Annotated in this window: 18 protein-coding genes; 7 read left to right on the top strand and 11 right to left on the bottom strand. The window is 67.4% G+C overall.

The features are described 5' to 3' along the window. Positions 1-53 precede the first annotated feature (53 nt). The 3 genes from E1261_RS45975 to E1261_RS16030 all read right to left on the bottom strand — a co-directional run bounded on the left by E1261_RS45975 (position 54) and on the right by E1261_RS16030 (position 1,683). Positions 54-317: an alcohol dehydrogenase catalytic domain-containing protein gene (locus tag E1261_RS45975; protein WP_202874737.1), complete on the bottom strand. Its 264-nt coding sequence runs from the start codon at positions 315-317 to the stop codon at positions 54-56. A gap of 7 nt (positions 318-324) precedes the next feature. Beyond that, entirely contained in the window at positions 325-993 is a 669-nt protein-coding gene (locus tag E1261_RS16035; protein WP_202874735.1) for an SDR family NAD(P)-dependent oxidoreductase, read from the bottom strand. 66 nt (positions 994-1,059) lie between these two features. Further along, the gene (locus tag E1261_RS16030; RefSeq protein WP_132407399.1) at positions 1,060-1,683 is read right to left on the bottom strand and encodes a TetR/AcrR family transcriptional regulator; all 624 of its coding nucleotides are present in this window, start codon (positions 1,681-1,683) and stop codon (positions 1,060-1,062) included. A gap of 49 nt (positions 1,684-1,732) precedes the next feature. Here E1261_RS16030 and E1261_RS16025 point away from each other — a divergent pair, with 49 nt between their 5' ends. Beyond that, positions 1,733-2,239 carry an SDR family NAD(P)-dependent oxidoreductase gene (locus E1261_RS16025; protein ID WP_202874733.1) on the top strand — a complete coding sequence of 169 codons (507 nt, stop codon included), beginning with the start codon at positions 1,733-1,735 and terminating at the stop codon, positions 2,237-2,239. On the opposite strand, the gene E1261_RS16020 is transcribed toward E1261_RS16025, so the two are convergent. The 6 genes from E1261_RS16020 to E1261_RS15995 all read right to left on the bottom strand — a co-directional run bounded on the left by E1261_RS16020 (position 2,178) and on the right by E1261_RS15995 (position 6,985). Continuing rightward, positions 2,178-2,954 carry an ABC transporter permease gene (locus E1261_RS16020; RefSeq protein ID WP_132407397.1) on the bottom strand — a complete coding sequence of 259 codons (777 nt, stop codon included), beginning with the start codon at positions 2,952-2,954 and terminating at the stop codon, positions 2,178-2,180. The genes E1261_RS16025 and E1261_RS16020 overlap by 62 nt on opposite strands. Further along, positions 2,954-3,919 carry an ATP-binding cassette domain-containing protein gene (locus E1261_RS16015; RefSeq protein WP_132407395.1) on the bottom strand — a complete coding sequence of 322 codons (966 nt, stop codon included), beginning with the start codon at positions 3,917-3,919 and terminating at the stop codon, positions 2,954-2,956. The genes E1261_RS16020 and E1261_RS16015 overlap by 1 nt, the downstream gene beginning before the upstream one ends. 152 nt (positions 3,920-4,071) lie before the next feature. Further along, positions 4,072-4,749 (bottom strand): PadR family transcriptional regulator, encoded by a 678-nt coding sequence (locus tag E1261_RS16010; RefSeq protein WP_132407393.1) that lies wholly within the window; start codon positions 4,747-4,749, stop codon positions 4,072-4,074. 58 nt (positions 4,750-4,807) lie between these two features. Beyond that, positions 4,808-5,491 (bottom strand): acyltransferase family protein, encoded by a 684-nt coding sequence (locus E1261_RS16005; protein WP_132407391.1) that lies wholly within the window; start codon positions 5,489-5,491, stop codon positions 4,808-4,810. A 36-nt stretch (positions 5,492-5,527) separates the two neighbouring features. Then, positions 5,528-5,890 (bottom strand): acyltransferase family protein, encoded by a 363-nt coding sequence (locus E1261_RS16000; RefSeq protein ID WP_132407389.1) that lies wholly within the window; start codon positions 5,888-5,890, stop codon positions 5,528-5,530. 141 nt (positions 5,891-6,031) lie between these two features. Then, positions 6,032-6,985 (bottom strand): GlxA family transcriptional regulator, encoded by a 954-nt coding sequence (locus E1261_RS15995; RefSeq protein ID WP_132407387.1) that lies wholly within the window; start codon positions 6,983-6,985, stop codon positions 6,032-6,034. A gap of 82 nt (positions 6,986-7,067) precedes the next feature. Here E1261_RS15995 and E1261_RS15990 point away from each other — a divergent pair, with 82 nt between their 5' ends. From E1261_RS15990 to E1261_RS15980, 3 genes are all read left to right on the top strand, one after another. After that, on the top strand, positions 7,068-7,316 hold the full coding sequence (locus E1261_RS15990) for a hypothetical protein (RefSeq protein WP_132407385.1): 249 nt from the start codon (positions 7,068-7,070) through the stop codon (positions 7,314-7,316). An 85-nt stretch (positions 7,317-7,401) separates the two neighbouring features. Next, on the top strand, positions 7,402-8,349 hold the full coding sequence (locus tag E1261_RS15985; protein WP_132407383.1) for a DUF6528 family protein: 948 nt from the start codon (positions 7,402-7,404) through the stop codon (positions 8,347-8,349). Between the two features lie 41 nt (positions 8,350-8,390). After that, on the top strand, positions 8,391-9,209 hold the full coding sequence (locus E1261_RS15980; RefSeq protein ID WP_132407381.1) for a class I SAM-dependent methyltransferase: 819 nt from the start codon (positions 8,391-8,393) through the stop codon (positions 9,207-9,209). On the opposite strand, the gene E1261_RS45305 is transcribed toward E1261_RS15980, so the two are convergent. Further along, positions 9,210-9,353 (bottom strand): hypothetical protein, encoded by a 144-nt coding sequence (locus tag E1261_RS45305; protein WP_165952523.1) that lies wholly within the window; start codon positions 9,351-9,353, stop codon positions 9,210-9,212. 103 nt (positions 9,354-9,456) lie between these two features. On the opposite strand from E1261_RS45305, the gene E1261_RS15975 reads away from it, so the two are divergent. Then, entirely contained in the window at positions 9,457-10,314 is an 858-nt protein-coding gene (locus tag E1261_RS15975; protein ID WP_132407379.1) for an Fpg/Nei family DNA glycosylase, read from the top strand. Between the two features lie 652 nt (positions 10,315-10,966). On the opposite strand, the gene E1261_RS15970 is transcribed toward E1261_RS15975, so the two are convergent. Then, positions 10,967-11,827, bottom strand: coding sequence for a trypsin-like serine peptidase (locus E1261_RS15970; protein ID WP_132407377.1), 861 nt, complete (start codon positions 11,825-11,827; stop codon positions 10,967-10,969). A gap of 50 nt (positions 11,828-11,877) precedes the next feature. Here E1261_RS15970 and E1261_RS15965 point away from each other — a divergent pair, with 50 nt between their 5' ends. Together E1261_RS15965 and E1261_RS15960 are read left to right on the top strand one after the other, a co-directional pair. Beyond that, positions 11,878-12,225 (top strand): rhodanese-like domain-containing protein, encoded by a 348-nt coding sequence (locus E1261_RS15965; protein ID WP_238176252.1) that lies wholly within the window; start codon positions 11,878-11,880, stop codon positions 12,223-12,225. Positions 12,226-12,309: 84 nt separating this feature from the next. Then, positions 12,310-15,577 (top strand): phosphodiester glycosidase family protein (locus tag E1261_RS15960; protein ID WP_132407373.1); only part of this gene is annotated, 3,268 nt, incomplete at its 3' end.

Below are 15,577 nucleotides of genomic sequence, written 5' to 3'. Positions count from 1 at the left end.
CAACGCATCAGCATCAACGTCCGCACTGAGGACCCGAGCCGCACCACGCGCCTTCAAACCCGCGACCACCAGCGACCCGATCGACCCACCGTCGAGAAGCCGCCGTCCTCGTGGGGGTCGAAAGCTGCCGATCCGAAGTACCTGCCACCAGGCGAAGCGGGATGCACGGTCACCGCATCCCCAACGGCACAAGCGGAAACCCCAGCGCCCAGTACGGCGATCCGCCCCGCCACCTCGTGGCCGAGGATCAGCGGGTGCCGGAGTACCGCCGTACCGGAGAAGCCGTGCCGGGCGTACGAGATGTCACTCCCGCACACCCCTGCATCAGGGGATCGTCGCGCCGGTCAGGTAGCTGAACTCGTCACCAGCCAACCCAAGCACAGCAGCAGCCGCAACAGCAGCCGGAACAGCCCCGGCCAGGATCGTGTTCACACGCACACCTTGTACGGCGTACTCGGCCGCCGCCGTCCGAACCAGCTCCTGCGCGGCCGCCGAGTTGCTGATGATGTGCCCGCCCCCACTCGCGATCAGATGCGGCAGCTCGTACTTCATCGAGAGGAACTGCCCACGCGCGTTGGTGGCCAGCCCCTCCTCCCAGTCCGCGACCGATCCCACCTGCACACCGGCGTTGTTGAACGCGATGTCGAGCCGCCCGTACTGCCGGACAGCTGTGTCGACGAAGTTCTGCACCGACGCCGGTTCGCGGACATCAGCCTCCAGGTACGTCGCTTCGCCGCGAGCAGCTCGGATAGTTCGCTGGACCTCGTGGCCCAGTGCGGTTCGCCGCCCGCTGAAGGCGACCCGGGCTCCGGCGGCGGCGAAGGCCCGGGCGGCGGCCTCGCCGATACCCGAGGTCCCGCCGGTGATCAGCACGACCTTCCCGGCGAATCTGCCCGCTGGGCGGCGGGCTGCGGTGGATGTTCCACTGGCGGCGATACCGGCGGCGGTGGCGACAGCACCGCCGAGGACGGCCCGGCGACTCGCTCTGCTCATGTGCATTCCCCTCAAGCAACGGTCAGTTGCTTCAAGCGTGCCGGAAAGACGCGATCCGCGCGCCGGCTAGCGCGGTGTAATTCCGGGGACCACGACGTCATGCACAGTGCTGAAGGCCTGTTCGAGCGGTACGTCGACCTCGCCGAGGCCCCAGCGGTAGAGGATGCCGGTGTAGCTGTCGAAGAGCACGTTGCCGATCGCGTACGGATCCAGGTCGGCCCGGATCTCGCCGCGTTCCTGGCCGAGAGCGATCGCGCGGCCGAAGAGGAGGCCGGTGGCGTGCGAGCCGGAGGTGGCCATCACGCCCGACTGGAGCATCGCGCGCATCATCGCCTGGTTCATGCCCCGGTTCGCCTCGTAGGACTGGGCAGCCGCCTGGACCACGGTCTGGATGGCGTCGAGCACGGTCCGGTCGCCGGACTCCAGGAGCTGCTCGAGCCCTTCGCGGACGCTCTTCCGCCGCTTCAGGATGAGCTCGAGCAGGAAGTCTTCCTTGCGCGGGAAATGGTTGAACGCCGTGGCCCGGGCGACGTCGGCGCGTTCGGCGATCTCGTCGATGGTCGCGGCCCGGTAGCCCTTCTCCTCGAAGGCGGCCAGCGCGGCCTCCAGCAGTCGCTGCCGCAGCGCCGCCTTGCTCCGCTCCCGGCGGCCCAGCGGCGCGGTATCGACTGTTGCCGAGTCAGAGTCCATCTGCAGACTATGGCATCAACTTGGACTAGAGTCTGACTTAGGGTGGGCTATGGATACCGAGGGGGAGCACGGGATGGCGAAGGTCTGGCTGGTGACCGGGGCGGACGGCGCGCTGGGGCGCTCGATCGTGGCCGCGGCTGCCGCATCGGGCGCGACCGTCGTCGCAGCGGCCCGGGATCCTGAGTCGGTGTACGACCTGGTCGGTGCCTTCCCGCAGCAGGTCGAGGCGCTGGGGCTCGCTCCGGAGCAGGCCGACCACGCCGTGGCCGGGATCCTCGACTACCACCGTCGGCTCGACGTTCTCGTCAACACCACCAGTGACCGCGCGATCGAGGACGCCGTCCTGACCCACTTCAGCGCCCAGCGCTCCGGGGCGATCGTCCGCCCGGACGCCGCGGCCGAGCCCTGGGCAGCGGCGGACGCCATCGTCGCCGCCCACACCGAAGCTGGTTCTCGACCCAAGGGGTTGCAGCCCCTTGGGTCGAGAACCGTAATCACACCGACCGTTGGTAAGTGCGGAAGGCGCGAGTCGACAGCCACGCGACGATCAGCGTGAACGCCACCAGGTAGCCGCCATGGCGCAGCACCGACGACCAGTCCGGGTCGGCGGACAGCGCCTGCCGGGCGGCGATCGCGGCCCAGTCGACCGGGTTGAAGCGGGCCGCGACGGAGACCCAGTGCGGCGCCACTTGCGGGTCGATCATGATCGACGACATGAACGTCAGCGGCAGCGACACGAACTGCGAGATCCCGATCAGCGCCTCCTGCTGCCGGGTCAGCAGCGCGACCGCATTCGAGAGCGATCCGAACGCGATTCCGACCAGCATCGACGCCACGGCCGTGACCGCGTAGCCGGCTGGACCACCGTCGTACCGGGCGCCGGCCGCCATCCCGATCACGAACACGAGCACGGTCTGGATCAGCGTGTTGGTCGCGTTGCTGATCAGCTGCCCGGCCATCAGCCCGCCCCGGCTCACCGGTGACGCGAGCAGCCGGTCCATCACACCGCGTTCCATATCCGCGATGAACGTCGTACCGCTCCAGCCGCTCGACATCAGCGCGGTCATCATCACGATGCCCGGTGTCAGGAAGGCGATGTACGACGTGTCGCCGAACCCGGGGATCTTCACGACACCCTGGAAGACCTGCCCGAACAGCAGCAACCAGATCGCCGGCTGGACCAAGGTGAAGATGATCAGTGCCGGTTGCCGGTACGACGCGCGCAGCCAGCGACCGGTGATGAATCGGGTGTGTGCGACTGCGGCGGTCATCACGCCGCCTCCTCAGCTGCCTGGAACGAACGACCGGTATAGTTCAGGTACACGTCGTCCAGCGATGGCCGCGAGACCGTCACTGCGGAGACCGGAATCGCCTTGTCCTCAAGGATTCCCAGTACGGCGGGGACTGCCGTCGCGCCGTGGTCGACGCGGGCGCGTAACACCTTGCCTTCAGCAACTATTTCCGTGATGCCGGGAAGTTGGCCCAGCAAAGAGCGGACGGTACCGTCGGTATCGGCGTCGACGAGTTCGACGTGTACCGAGTCACCGCGCAGCTCGGACTTCAGCCCTTCCGGGGTGCCCTCGGCAACGATCTTGCCGTGGTCGACGATCGCGAGCTGATCGGCCAGCCGGTCGGCCTCCTCGAGGTAGTGCGTGGTGAGCAGCACGGTCAGGCCCTCGGAACCGGCCAGCCGTCCGACCTCGGTCCACAGGTCCGCGCGGGCTTCCGGATCGAGTCCGGTGGTCGGCTCGTCGAGGAACAACACCTGCGGCCGATGGACCAGACCGAGCGCGACATCCAGCTTGCGCTGCATTCCGCCGGAGTACGTCTTGACCTGGCGACCACCGAACTCGGTCAGGCCGAATCGCTCGAGCAGTTCGGCAGCCCGCCGTACGGCGTCCGTCCGGGACAGACCGTAGATCCGGCCGCCGAGCACCAGGTTCTCGATCCCGGTCGCCATCGGATCCGAGCTGGATTTCTGCGGCACGTAGCCGATCGCGTGCCGGACCTGGTCCTGCTCGCGGATGACGTCGTACCCGGCGACCTGGGCGGTTCCGGAGTCGGCGCGGGACAGAGTGGTGAGGATTTTGACGGTGGTCGACTTGCCGGCGCCGTTCGGCCCGAGCAGGCCGAGCACGACGCCTTCGCCGACGCTGAAGCTCAGTCCGTCGAGGGCGCGTTGGCCCTTCGGATAGGTCTTGACCAGGTCGGTCGTTCGGATGGCATGCGTAGCCATGGTGGGTGACTCCCTCGATGTGATGGGGAGCCGGTCCAGGTCTGGCTATCCTGATGGTTGTGCCCTTGGATACCCGGTCTTCGGACCGACTCTGAGGAAACTGCGGCCCTGACCCTTGGCGTTGCCGCGCCTTGGGTCGGGGCCGTTCTTGCTTAGTACTTCATCCAGTCGAACTCCTGGCCGAAGTACTTGATCGGGTCCTTGAGCTGCTCGGCTGGACTGATGCCTTGCTCGACGGAGTTCTTCCAGGCCTGCCGCAGGAACGGCAAGCCGCTGACTGCATCGGTCCGGATCTCTTCGGCGAGCTGATGGACATACGCCGACTCCGCCTGCAGCAGAGCGAGCCGGAACTCCGACTCGACCCAGAAGATCCGCGGGAAGTCCGTCGAGGCCATCTGCTCATGGGCCGCGGTGATCTGCTCGATCTCCGCGTCGACCGCCTTCAGCCGTTGCTCGAGCAGCTCGACCACCCGGTCCGGGTGCAGACCCGGCAGATAGGCGAGCCCGGCCTCCAGCGGGTGGAACTCGCGCGCCGGTGAGCCGATCAGCTCGGTCAGCCAGTCCTTGAACTCGGCCTCCCCGGCCTCCGTGAGCCGGTAGACCGTCCGCTCCGGGCGGTTGCCGTCCCGGATGGTCTCCTGGGCCTCGATGAATCCGTGCTTCTCCAGGGCGCCGACGACGGAGTACAGCGAGCCGTAGTTGAGCTTGATGCTGGAGTCCTTGCCGCGGCTCCGGAGTGTCGTCGAGATCTCGTACGGGTGCATCGGGCGCTCGGACAGGCTGCCGAGCACGGCGAAGGCGAGCGGGTTCGCCACCTTGCGTTTCGCCATGACACACTCCTCGATCTCGGCTATTCGAGATCGAGTATTAGCTCACGGGTATCCGATGTCAAGTAGTCAGCCACGCCACCGCGCGCACCCCGAGCCGCCGTACCGGCTTGAAGGTGGTCAACAGCCGGTACGCCGGTTGCTCGACGTACCGGGTGAGCAGCCAGGCGAGCAGGATCGCCGCAGCGACCGCGCCGGCGATCTGGCCGACCCGACCGACGCCCAGGGTCATCAGGTGCCAGGAGACGAGGTAGCCGAGCTCCTGGTTGAGCAGGTAGATCCCGAACGAGATCTTCGCCAGGAACTCGATGGGCCGACGGAGCGGTTCGAAGATCGTCCAGTCCGGGCCGCGTGCCGCGCCGGCGACGACCACCAGCAGGACGCCCATGCCGAGCGAGGACGGCAGGTCGTCGGTCTGCGCGTGGTGCGCGAACACGGTCGCGACGAGCAGTGCGGCCAGATGAGGCAGGCCGATGCGGTGCTTCGACCAGAGCCAGATGGCGATGCCGATGGCGAACAACTGCAGGCGGTGGATGCCCAGGCCGTTCCAGATCTGGATCACCCAGAGCGGGCTGTTCGCGATCCGGTCGTTCCACTGCAGGATCACCGGCGCCAGGATCATCACCCAGAGCAGCACGGTGATCCGGTGACCGGTCGCGGCGCCCCGCGGCCAGAGGATCGCAGCGGCGGTGAACGCCATCAGCTGCAGGGGCAGCGTCCAGTACGAACCGTCGATCATCCGCACGGTCGGGTCGAATGAGCTGGTCAGCGTGAGGTTGCCCTACAGGTCGTGGGGTGTGGGCAGCGTCCACTTGCTCGGGCCGAACAGCACCAGCGCGGTGTAGGTGATGACGACCGCAGCCAGGTACGGCGGTACTACCCGCGCATACCGCCGCCACAGCCACCGGAGCGTGGAACCGTCTTTGCGGACCGTGACGCAGACGAAGTACGCGCTGATCACCAGCAGAATGCTCGCGCCGACCTGGAAGGGATGCGGGGTGAGGGGTGTGCCGAGCTCCGGATGGAGATAGGGACCCATGTAGGTGGTGTGGGTGAAGATGACGGCCAGGACGGCGAGGACGCGGACAACATCCCAGCTCAGACGGCGCGCCGACGGGACCCGGGGCGGGTGGGGCGTGGGCACAGAAGCTCCAGCTTGGCTCGACTCGCCGAATCAGTTTCGGCCGTGTCCCCCCAAGTACCCGTTATCCCCCCGTGATACTTCCATGATCCTAGTGGGACCGCCGGGGGTGGTTGCAAATCGTGTGCCCTGGATCACTTTCGGTTACGCAGTGGTGCGGAACGTGCGCCGATAGTCCTGGGGCGGGACCCCGACGACGCGGCGGAAGTGGTGCCGGAGCAGCGCGGCCGTGCCGAATCCGGACTCGGCGGCGATCTGCTCGATGCCCATCCGGGTCTGCTCGAGCAGGGTCCGGGCGCGCAGGACCCGCTGCGTGGTGACCCACTTCAGTGGCGTGGTCCCGGTCTCGGCGACGAAGCGCCGGGCGAAGGTGCGCTCCGACATCTGGGCCTGACGGGCCAAGGCCGGGACGGTGTGCTCGTCGGTCAGGTTGTCGACCATCCAGTCCAGCACTGGCTGCAGGCTCTCGCCGGACTGCTCGGGGACGGGGACCTCGACGTACTGGCGCTGGCCGCCGTCGCGCTGCGGAGGGACGACCATCCGGCGCGCGATCCGGGTCGCCACTGCGCTGCCGAGCTCGCGCCGTACCAGGTGCAGGCAGGCGTCGATCCCGGCCGCGGTGCCGGCGCTGGTGATGATGTTGCCGTCGTCGACGAAGAGCACGTCCGCATCCAGCTTGGCCAGCGGGAACTGCTCCTCGAACTTCTTCACATAACGCCAGTGCGTGGCGCACGGCCGCCCGTCGAGCAGCCCGGCCTTGCCGAGCACGAATGAGCCCGAGCAGACCGTCAGCAGGATCGTGCCCCGGGCATCGGCTCGCCGCAGTCCGTCGAGGATGCGCTCGTCGTACTCATGCCGCCAGGTCGTCGCCGGGATCATGATCAGATCGGCGTCCTCCATCTCCTCCAGCCCGTACGGCGCGACGACGGAGGAGTGACTGCTGGTGCTCATCGGCACGCCGGGCTGGGCCGAGCAGACCTTGAAGTCGAACGCAGGCACCCCGTCGTCGGTGCGGTCGACCCCGAACACCTCGGAGACCACGCCGAACTCGAACAGGGACACGTCTTCCATCAGTACGACGGCGATCTTCCGCAGCATTCAGCCAGTATGGCAGGAATTTGATGAACACTGTCAATAGTGCCAATTGTGGCGGGATCTCGTAGGTAGCAAGATTACTGCCATGAACGGAATCGTGGTGATCGCAGTACTCGTACTGGCCCTGATCGCGGCACTCGAGGTGAGCCACCGGCGGCACTCCGCCGACCTGGACGGCTCGCGCGACGACCGTGACTTGGCCCGGACCAAGCTGGACCTGCTCGCCCTCGGCGGGTCGGCCAAGCCCTTCGCCCACAAGCCCGCCACTACCGAGGCCGCCGTACGCCGGATTCATGTGGCTCGTCTCACCCACCCCGGACGTCACGCGGCGTGAAATTGGTCTACTCGTGAACCAACTGTCGGGTTGGCTGATCTAAGGACCTCAAGATCAGGCTCTCGACTACGAGGAGACAGTGTTGATGCAACGCAGGACGTTCCTGCAAGGGCTGGCGGCGGCAGCGGTAGCCGCGCCGGCGGCGACACTACTGGGGCAGCAGGAGGCGGTGGCGGCCGCGAACTACTACGTGGCCACCACCGAGCAGACCAAGAACAAGGTCCTCGTCTTTCCCAAGAACAAGGCGTTCACCGACGCCAACGTGCACTGGAGTTTCAGCCCGGGCGGCGGCGCGTGGGCGAACCTGAGCGATGTGAAGATCCGCGCCACCGAAGCTCAGGGCTGGATCGCCTTGGTGGCCGCGTCCGGCGGTAAGGCGGGCATCGTCGACATCGGCAGCGAGAAGCACACCGAAGGCAACGACCTGAAGTGGAGCGCGACGCCGGGTGGCAACCCACATGCGATCGAGCGGGTACCGGGGAACGGCTCGGTCATTGTGGCGAGCTCCGACGGCAAGCTCACGCTGTACGCACCGAGCAGCGTCGGCACCCTGGGCAGTCTGAAGCAGGTGCAGACGGTCAGCTACGCCGGTGCGCACGGGGTGCTGTGGGACCCGACATTCGAGCTACTCTGGGTGGTCGGCAAGAACCGGTTCAGCCACTACGCGGTGATGGGCAGCGGCCGGAACACCCGGCTCAAGTACGCCGCCCACTTCAGCCTCGGCAGCGGGAACCTCGGGCACGACCTGCAGCCCGACTACACCAACAAGCACAAGATGCTGATGACGGCCACCAAGGGCGTCTACGAGTTGCTGACCGACGGCGGGACCTTCCGCAGCCGGAAGATCTCCTCGGAGACCAAGGTGAAGTCGTACGTGAAGCACTCCTCGGGCGAGGTTGTGTCGATCCGCGGTGACGGCACCCAGCCGCGCGACTGGGCCAACAAGACGGTCCGGTTCTCCCAGTCCGCTGATCGCTCGCGGTCGGGGGCTCAGTTCTACAAGGCCCGCATCTGGACCACTGCCTTCCAGTAAACCGGTCGAACCCCACCGCCCGGCTGTGTCACAGTCGGGCGGTGACCGACTACCGCGAGATCAACCGAGCCAGCTGGGACGAGCGCGTCCCGGCCCACGTGGCTTCACCGAGCTATCACGTGGCCTCGTTTGAGAAGGATCCGTCGTACCTGAGTGAAGTGGTGCGGTTCGATCTGCCGCGGCTCGGGGATATCTCGGGGTTGCGCGGCGTGCATCTGCAGTGCCATATCGGGACGGACACGCTGTCGCTGGCGCGGCTCGGGGCGCGGATGAGCGGGCTGGACTTCTCGCCGCCCGCGGTCGAGGCGGCGCAGGGGCTGGCCGATCGGCTCGGGCTGGAGGCCGACTTCCACGTCGCCGACGTGTACGACGCGGTCGAGGTGCTCGGGGCGTCGACGTACGACCTGGTTTACACCGGGATCGGGGCGTTGTGCTGGATCCCGGACATCAATCGGTGGGCGCAGACGGTGGCCGGCTTGCTGAAGCCGGGTGGGCGGCTGTTCCTCCGCGAGGGGCACCCGATGTTGTGGGCGCTGGAATCCATTGCTGGCAAGGTCGAGCTCAAGTACCCGTACTTCGAGATGCCGGAAGCGACGGTCTTCGACGAGGGTGGCACCTACGTGGAGACGGACGTCGAGTTCAGCGCGAACACCACGCACGACTGGAACCACGGGCTCGGCGAGACCATCACCGCCGTACAGAACGCAGGGCTGGTCTTCGATTCACTCGCCGAGCACGACAGTGCGCCGTGGTGTGGCCTGGACGGTCTGATGACCGTAGATGGTGCCGGTGAGTGGCGACTCACCGACAACCCCGAGCGTCTGGCTGCTACCTACACCCTGCAGGCACACAAGCCCTGATCAGTGTGAACGGCGCTGCTGGATCTTCTGGAACGCCTGCTTGATCTTCTGCTGGTTCTGCGGCTTGCTCAGCTCACGCTGCGCAACCTGAACCACCTTGGCGACCACAGCGCCCTTCAGCAAGTTCTTCACCAAGCCTCCCATGGGGGCCTCCTTCGTTGAATTGCTTCCGACAGTAGTCGCCTGCACAACCCGTTCCCATGGGTGATCACCCGAAACTGTCCCTGGTATCAGGCACACTGGAGGGGTGCCTGAGTTGCCGGAGGTCGAGTCGCTGGCGGTTTTCCTGCGGGAGCGCGCCGTCGGGCGGGCGTTCGTGCGCGCGGACATCACCGCGATCAGCGCCCTGAAGACGTACGACCCGCCGGTCTCGGCGCTGGTCGGGCTGCTGATCGACGACGTCCAGCGGCACGGGAAGTTCCTCGACTTCTCGGCGCAGGGCGTGCACCTGATCATCCACCTGGCCCGCGCCGGCTGGCTGCGCTGGCGCGACGAGCAGTCCACCACGCTGGTCCGCCCCGGCAAGGGTCCGATCGCGTTGCGGACGGCGTTCGACGACGGGTCAGGGTTTGACCTGACCGAGGCCGGGACCCAGAAGAAGCTTGCGGTGTACGTCGTCCGCGATCCGGCCGAGGTGCCGGGGATCGCGCGGCTCGGGCCGGAGCCGTTCTCGCTGTCCATCGAGGAGTTCGGCGCGATCCTGAAGAAGGCCGGCCGCGTGCAACTGAAGGGCGTGCTGCGCAACCAGTCGGTGATCGCCGGCATCGGCAACGCCTACTCCGACGAGATCCTGCACGTCGCCAAGATGAGCCCCTTCAAACCCGCGTCGAACCTGACCGACGACGACCTCCAGACCCTGTACGACGCGATGCGCTCAACCCTGCAGGACGCGGTCGACCGCTCCGCCGGCCTCGCCGTACAGGACCTGAAGTCCGAGAAGAAGTCCGGCCTCCGAGTCCACGGCCGCACCGGCCAGAAATGCCCGGTCTGCGGCGATGTGGTCCGCGAGGTGAGCTTCGCCGATTCGTCCTTGCAGTACTGCGCAACCTGCCAAACCGGCGGCAAACCCCTGGCCGACCGCCGCCTCTCAAAACTCCTTAAATAACCCCCGAACCGCGCTCGGCCCCACCCGCCCGATGTGTGGGGTGGAACGACGCGGTCACCGGGGCACGGTGGCTTCGCTCGCGTTTGCTTCTGGGTGCTGCTGGTCGAGGGTGGACCTGTGCCACTGACCAACCTGCTCCTGCGGCGGCCAGGCAGGACCGGCTGAGCGTGGATCGCGCCGCCCGGACCGAGTTGGACAGTGCCGGCGGTCCGCCGTCCGCTCACCGCGATTGCCATCCGCACGGTGGGTTCACTCGACGTGTCACACCAAGCAGCCCCGCCTCGACTGAGACGACCGTGCCGCCGGTGATCGACGGACAGGAGCACGGGGGACAGCCGACCCACTCGTGGACGTGGTCCACCAAGTCCGGCAAGCACCTGGATGTCGCTAGCGACACGTAGTAGTGCCCGGCCAGCTGCTCGGATGCTCTTCCACAGGCGCGGGCATGTCTCGCGAGGCGACTACTACGTGTCCTTCCCGACGCAACTTCCGAAGGACAGGACGTATGCGCCTGTTGCGTTCCCGGGCCGGTGATGGTGAGCGTGGCAACGGGGTGCAGTGGGGGTATACGTCCTGTCGTTGGGAGGTTCTCGCGCTGGGTGATGAGGGTGGGTCTGGACGCGGACGCCCCGCCGGGGCGGGCGGTTGGCCGCTAGGTCGTCATTAGGTCGAACATGGTTTTTACGTCGCCGGAGTTTGGGGTGGCTAGGAGGAGGGGGGTGCCGCTGGTGGTTCGGCGGGAGGTTTCGGCGAAGACGTAGCCGAGGTTGGCGTCGATGCGGTCCTTCAGCCAGGGGCCGCCGCTGGCGCCGCCGTTCATGCTGCAGGGGAGGGCTGCGTCGGTGGAGCCCCAGGCGTAGGTGTTGCCGTCGCAGTAGTACGGGACCTGGCCGTTGTACGGCGGCTCGGCCGGCCAGCCCCAGATCCGGGTGTTGGCCTGGGCGCGGCCGTTGCCCCAGACGAGGCCGTTGCCACCGACTGCGTCGACGACGTTGACGTTGTTGCGCTTCTGGAGCGTGATGAACGCCTGGTCGTGGCTGAAGTCGCTGTTGTTGATCCAGGAGTTGAACGTCCGGACGTTGCTCCAGCTGTAGGCGCCGTACCCGGAGTTGCCGTTGTAGTAGGCCGGGGCGAACACGAAGTTGCCGTGCCAGCCGCCACCGCGGCCGCTGTGCACGCAGTGTCCGGCGGTGATGATCAGGTTCTTGTAGTTGTTGTTGATCGTGGCTGCCGAGCAGACGTAGTTGGCACTGCCGATAGTGAAGAACAGCTTGCCTGCGGTGCTCGGGACCGGGTCGGCCATGGTGGTGTTGCCCTTCGGCGCGACCGGGTGCGAGGCAACACCGCTGGTGTTGTTCACGGCCTTGCCGTGGGTGCCTTTGGCGTCCGGCGCGAGGTCGTACGGAATGGCGTTGGCCATCTTCTCGGCGGTCCAGTAGTCGGTCGCTTTGCTCTGGGCCGGCGCCTGGATGGAAGTGGTCCCGGCCACGGGGGCGGCAACCGCGGTGGCCACCGCAAGAGGGGAAGCGCTCTCATAATTCAACGGTTCGCAGGTGAACCATTGTGAGATCTGACATCATCGGGGGCATGTTCCAGAATCAGCAGATCCCGTCGGTCGTGGTGGCCGAGCTCGATGACGCGCTGCTCGCGGAGGCGTTCGTCCTGGACGTGCGCGAGCCGGACGAGTGGGCGCGTGGTCATATCGACGGCGCCAAGCACATCCCGCTCGGTGACCTGCAGGAGCGGGTCGGCGAAGTGCCGAACGACCAGAAGGTCCTCTGCGTCTGCGCGGTCGGCGGCCGGTCCGGGATGGCCACCCAGTTCCTGAACTCGGTCGGCCGCGAGGCGATCAACCTCGACGGCGGGATGCACGCCTGGCAGACCCTCGGCAAGCCGGTCAGCACCGACTGATCACCTACTGTTCGGGAAGAAAAGCTTCCACTTGATTGCCGGTGACGTTACTTTGTCACCGGCTCTTAATCAGTGGAGGCTCCCGTGCCGCTCGTCCGTCCTGCCTGTACTGCGCTCGCTGTCGCCGGTCTGCTCGCCGGTGCCGCACTAACTCCCGCGTACGCCGCGCTTGCTTCGGGGACTGCCCCGATCCCCACCTCCGCGCTCGCCGGCGATGGCGTGGTTGCCAGTCGGGACGACAGCCCGGTTGCGCCCGGTGTCACGTACACCTCGTTCGAGCGGCTTGATCCGCGCGGCTGGTTGCGGGGTGACCTGCTCACCACCGACCTCGACAAGCACGGTGTGACGGTCGACTACGTCAACACCGGCAAGGTCGCCGGCGGTTCGCCGCTGAGTCAGCAGCTCGCTCGCAAGGGCGCGATCGCCGGGGTCAACGGCGACTTCTTCGACATCAACGACACGACCGCGCCGCTCGGTGTCGGCGTCGAGCAGGGCGGTCGGCTGATCAACGCGCCGGCGGCCGGGCACAACGAGAGCGCGATGATCGGCAAGGACGGACTCGGCCGGATCGCCCAACTCTTCCTGCAAGGGACGGCCACCGACGACGACGCGGTGAAGCTGGCGGTGACCAATCTCAACTCACCGTCCATCGGCTCCGGTGGCATCGGTCTCTACACCCCGGAGTGGGGTGACGTGGCGCGGACCCGGACGGTCGACGGCCTGCCGACTGTTCGCGAGGTGATCCTGCGCGACGGTGTGGTCGTCTCGTCGACGGCGGCTCCGGGGACCACCGCGTTGGCGCCCAACGAGCAGGCGCTGATCGGTCGCGAGTCCGGGGCGGACTCGCTCACCGCCTTCGAGGTCGGCGAGAAGGTCGACGTGGAGTACGGGCTGCGGCCGGACGCGTCGAAGGTGGCGGTCGCGGTCAGCGGGAACGTGCAGCTGGCGAAGGACGGGGCGGTGCCGGCCGACGTACCGGATGCGGATCTTGCGCCGCGGACGGCGATCGGCTTCGACGCCGACGGCAGCCGGATGATCCTGCTCACCGTCGACGGCCGGGGGACCGGCTCGCGCGGGTTGTCGCTGAAGGAGATGGGGCAGCTGATGATCGGCCTCGGGGCCGACGATGCGCTGAACCTCGACGGTGGTGGCTCATCGACGATGCTCGCTCGGACGCCGGGCAAGGGATCGCCATCGGTCGTGAACGATCCCTCCGACGGTGGTGAGCGCGTGGTTCCGAACGGTCTCGGGCTGGTCCCGGTGAAGGGTTCGGGCCGGCTCAAGGGCTTCCGGATCGAAGCAGCCGGTACGGCGGCCGCGGACGTGGATGCCGATCTGTCGCGCAGTTCCCGGGTGCTCAGCGGACTGAGTCGCGTGCTCACTGCGACCGGTCATGACGAAACCTTTGCGCCTGCGCCAGGTACGCCGTACTGGTTCGGTGGGAGTGCGGTGCGCGTCGATCAGCGTGGTGTCGTGACGGGACGGCGGGCCGGGGATGCGGTGGTCAGTGCGGTGCAGGGGACGGCGAACGGGAGGTTCCCGATGACAGTGCTGGGAGCGCCGATCCGGTTGGCGCCGTCGAGCCGGCAGGTGTCGCTGGCGGACGCCGCGGCGAAGGGCTTCTTCGAGATCGACGGGTACGACGCGGACGGGTTCTCCACGTGGATCGAGCCGCGGGACGTGAAGCTGAGCTACGACCCGGCGGTCCTGAATGTAGTTGCCAAAGGCAATGGATTTGAAGTGAATGCCCTCAGCAACGAAGCGGTCTCGGCCGTGGTGACCGCGACAGTTGGCAAGCTGAGCACGCAGCTGAGTGTCACGGCTGGGCTGGCGAGCACGGTCGTGGACGAGCTCGACGACGTGAGCAAGTGGGCGGCCAACGCCGTACCGGCTGGTGCTGCGACGGCTTCGCGGTCTGCGGCGGAAGGTCACGACGGCGGGCAGGCGATCGCGCTCGACTACTCGCTCACGGGCAGTACGGCGACGCGGGCGGCGTACCTGGCGCAGACCCCGCAGCAGACGTTGCCGGGGCAGCCGCAGAAGCTCGGGGCTTGGGTGTACGGCGATGGCAAGGGCGCGTGGTTGCGCGCCAATGCCTACACCGCGGCCGGTGGTTCCGCGCAGACGCTGAACCTGGCGGCCGCGGTGGACTGGGTCGGCTGGAAGTACGTCGAGGCGACGATCCCGCCGGGACTGACGATGCCGCTGCGGTTCTGGCGGATCTACGTGGTGGAGACGGTGCCGACGCGGCAGTACGCCGGTCGGATCGTGATCGACGATTTGACCCTGCGCAGCGCGCCGCCGGTGAACCTGGCGCCGCAGGCCAAGGTGATCGACCCGATGGTCGTCACCGACGGAACTGTCACCAGCGGACGGTGGCGGTTCGCGGTGATGTCGGATGCGCAGTTCACCGCCGACAACCCCGACTCCGACATCGTGCAGCAGGCTCGCCGGACGATCCGCGAGGCGCTCGCGCAGCACCCGGACTTCCTGGTGATCAACGGTGACTTCGTCGACCGGGCGTTCGGCCCGGATATCGCGCTGGCCAAGAAGATCCTCGACGAGGAGGTCGGCGGGAAGGTGCCGGTGCACTACGTGCCGGGCAACCACGAGAGCTACGGGCCCGGCGACTTGTCCGAATGGACGAAGGTCTTCGGGGCGCCGACCAGCACGTTCGACCACAAGGGCACACGCTTTGTATTGCGGGATTCGTCGCTCGGATCGTTGCGGGCCGGTGGGTTCGCCCAGATCCTGGATCTGCGGGCGCAGCTGGATGATGCGGCGCGGAACAAGGCGATCCGGAACGTCGTCGTGATGGCACACCACCCGATCAACGATCCGTCGCCGACGCAGAACTCCCAGCTCGGCGATCGCAAAGAGGCCGCGCTGATCGTCAAGTGGCTGGCCGACTTCCGGGCCGCGACTGGCAAGGGCGCCGCCTACATGGCTGCCCACGCCGGCACGTTCGCTGCCACCCGCACCGACGGCGTCCTGCTCCCGCTCACCGGCAACTCCGGCAAGGGCCCTGCCGCCGCTCCGGACGACGGCGGTTTCACCGGCTGGGCCCTGGTCGGCGTCAGCGACAAGCGGGACTGGCTCAAGCTCGAGTTCCGCCCCCACGTGGACACCCTCGAGCTGTCCGCCCCCACAACCCTCCGCCGCGGAACCACGGCCCCCGCCACGGCCACCGTCGTACAAGACGGCCGCCGAGTCCCGGTCGCGTTCCCAGTCTCAGCAGACTGGCAATCCACCCTCCACCTCCACATGGGCACTGCCGCTACCGCCCCCTTCTGGGCTGTCGCGTCGTACGACCCCGCAACCGCCACCCTCACCGCCCCTGTCTCTTATACAC

It is taken from the genome of Kribbella albertanoniae (assembly GCF_004348455.1).
Lineage (GTDB): Bacteria > Actinomycetota > Actinomycetes > Propionibacteriales > Kribbellaceae > Kribbella > Kribbella albertanoniae.
Note: the sequence above shows the minus strand (reverse complement) of the source record. Positions and strands in the feature narration are given on the sequence as shown.

Bases quoted from the DNA above. Each gene is read 5' to 3' on its own strand.
- E1261_RS16030 (WP_132407399.1), bottom strand. From the start codon at position 1,683: ATGGACTCTGACTCGGCAACAGTCGATACCGCGCCGCTGGGCCGCCGG.
- E1261_RS15985 (WP_132407383.1), top strand. From the start codon at position 7,402: ATGCAACGCAGGACGTTCCTGCAAGGGCTGGCGGCGGCAGCGGTAGCC.
- E1261_RS16015 (WP_132407395.1), bottom strand. From the start codon at position 3,919: ATGGCTACGCATGCCATCCGAACGACCGACCTGGTCAAGACCTATCCG.
- E1261_RS16020 (WP_132407397.1), bottom strand. From the start codon at position 2,954: ATGACCGCCGCAGTCGCACACACCCGATTCATCACCGGTCGCTGGCTG.
- E1261_RS45305 (WP_165952523.1), bottom strand. From the start codon at position 9,353: ATGGGAGGCTTGGTGAAGAACTTGCTGAAGGGCGCTGTGGTCGCCAAG.
- E1261_RS16010 (WP_132407393.1), bottom strand. From the start codon at position 4,749: ATGGCGAAACGCAAGGTGGCGAACCCGCTCGCCTTCGCCGTGCTCGGC.
- E1261_RS15995 (WP_132407387.1), bottom strand. From the start codon at position 6,985: ATGCTGCGGAAGATCGCCGTCGTACTGATGGAAGACGTGTCCCTGTTC.
- E1261_RS16025 (WP_202874733.1), top strand. From the start codon at position 1,733: ATGGATACCGAGGGGGAGCACGGGATGGCGAAGGTCTGGCTGGTGACC.
- E1261_RS15990 (WP_132407385.1), top strand. From the start codon at position 7,068: ATGAACGGAATCGTGGTGATCGCAGTACTCGTACTGGCCCTGATCGCG.
- E1261_RS16035 (WP_202874735.1), bottom strand. From the start codon at position 993: ATGAGCAGAGCGAGTCGCCGGGCCGTCCTCGGCGGTGCTGTCGCCACC.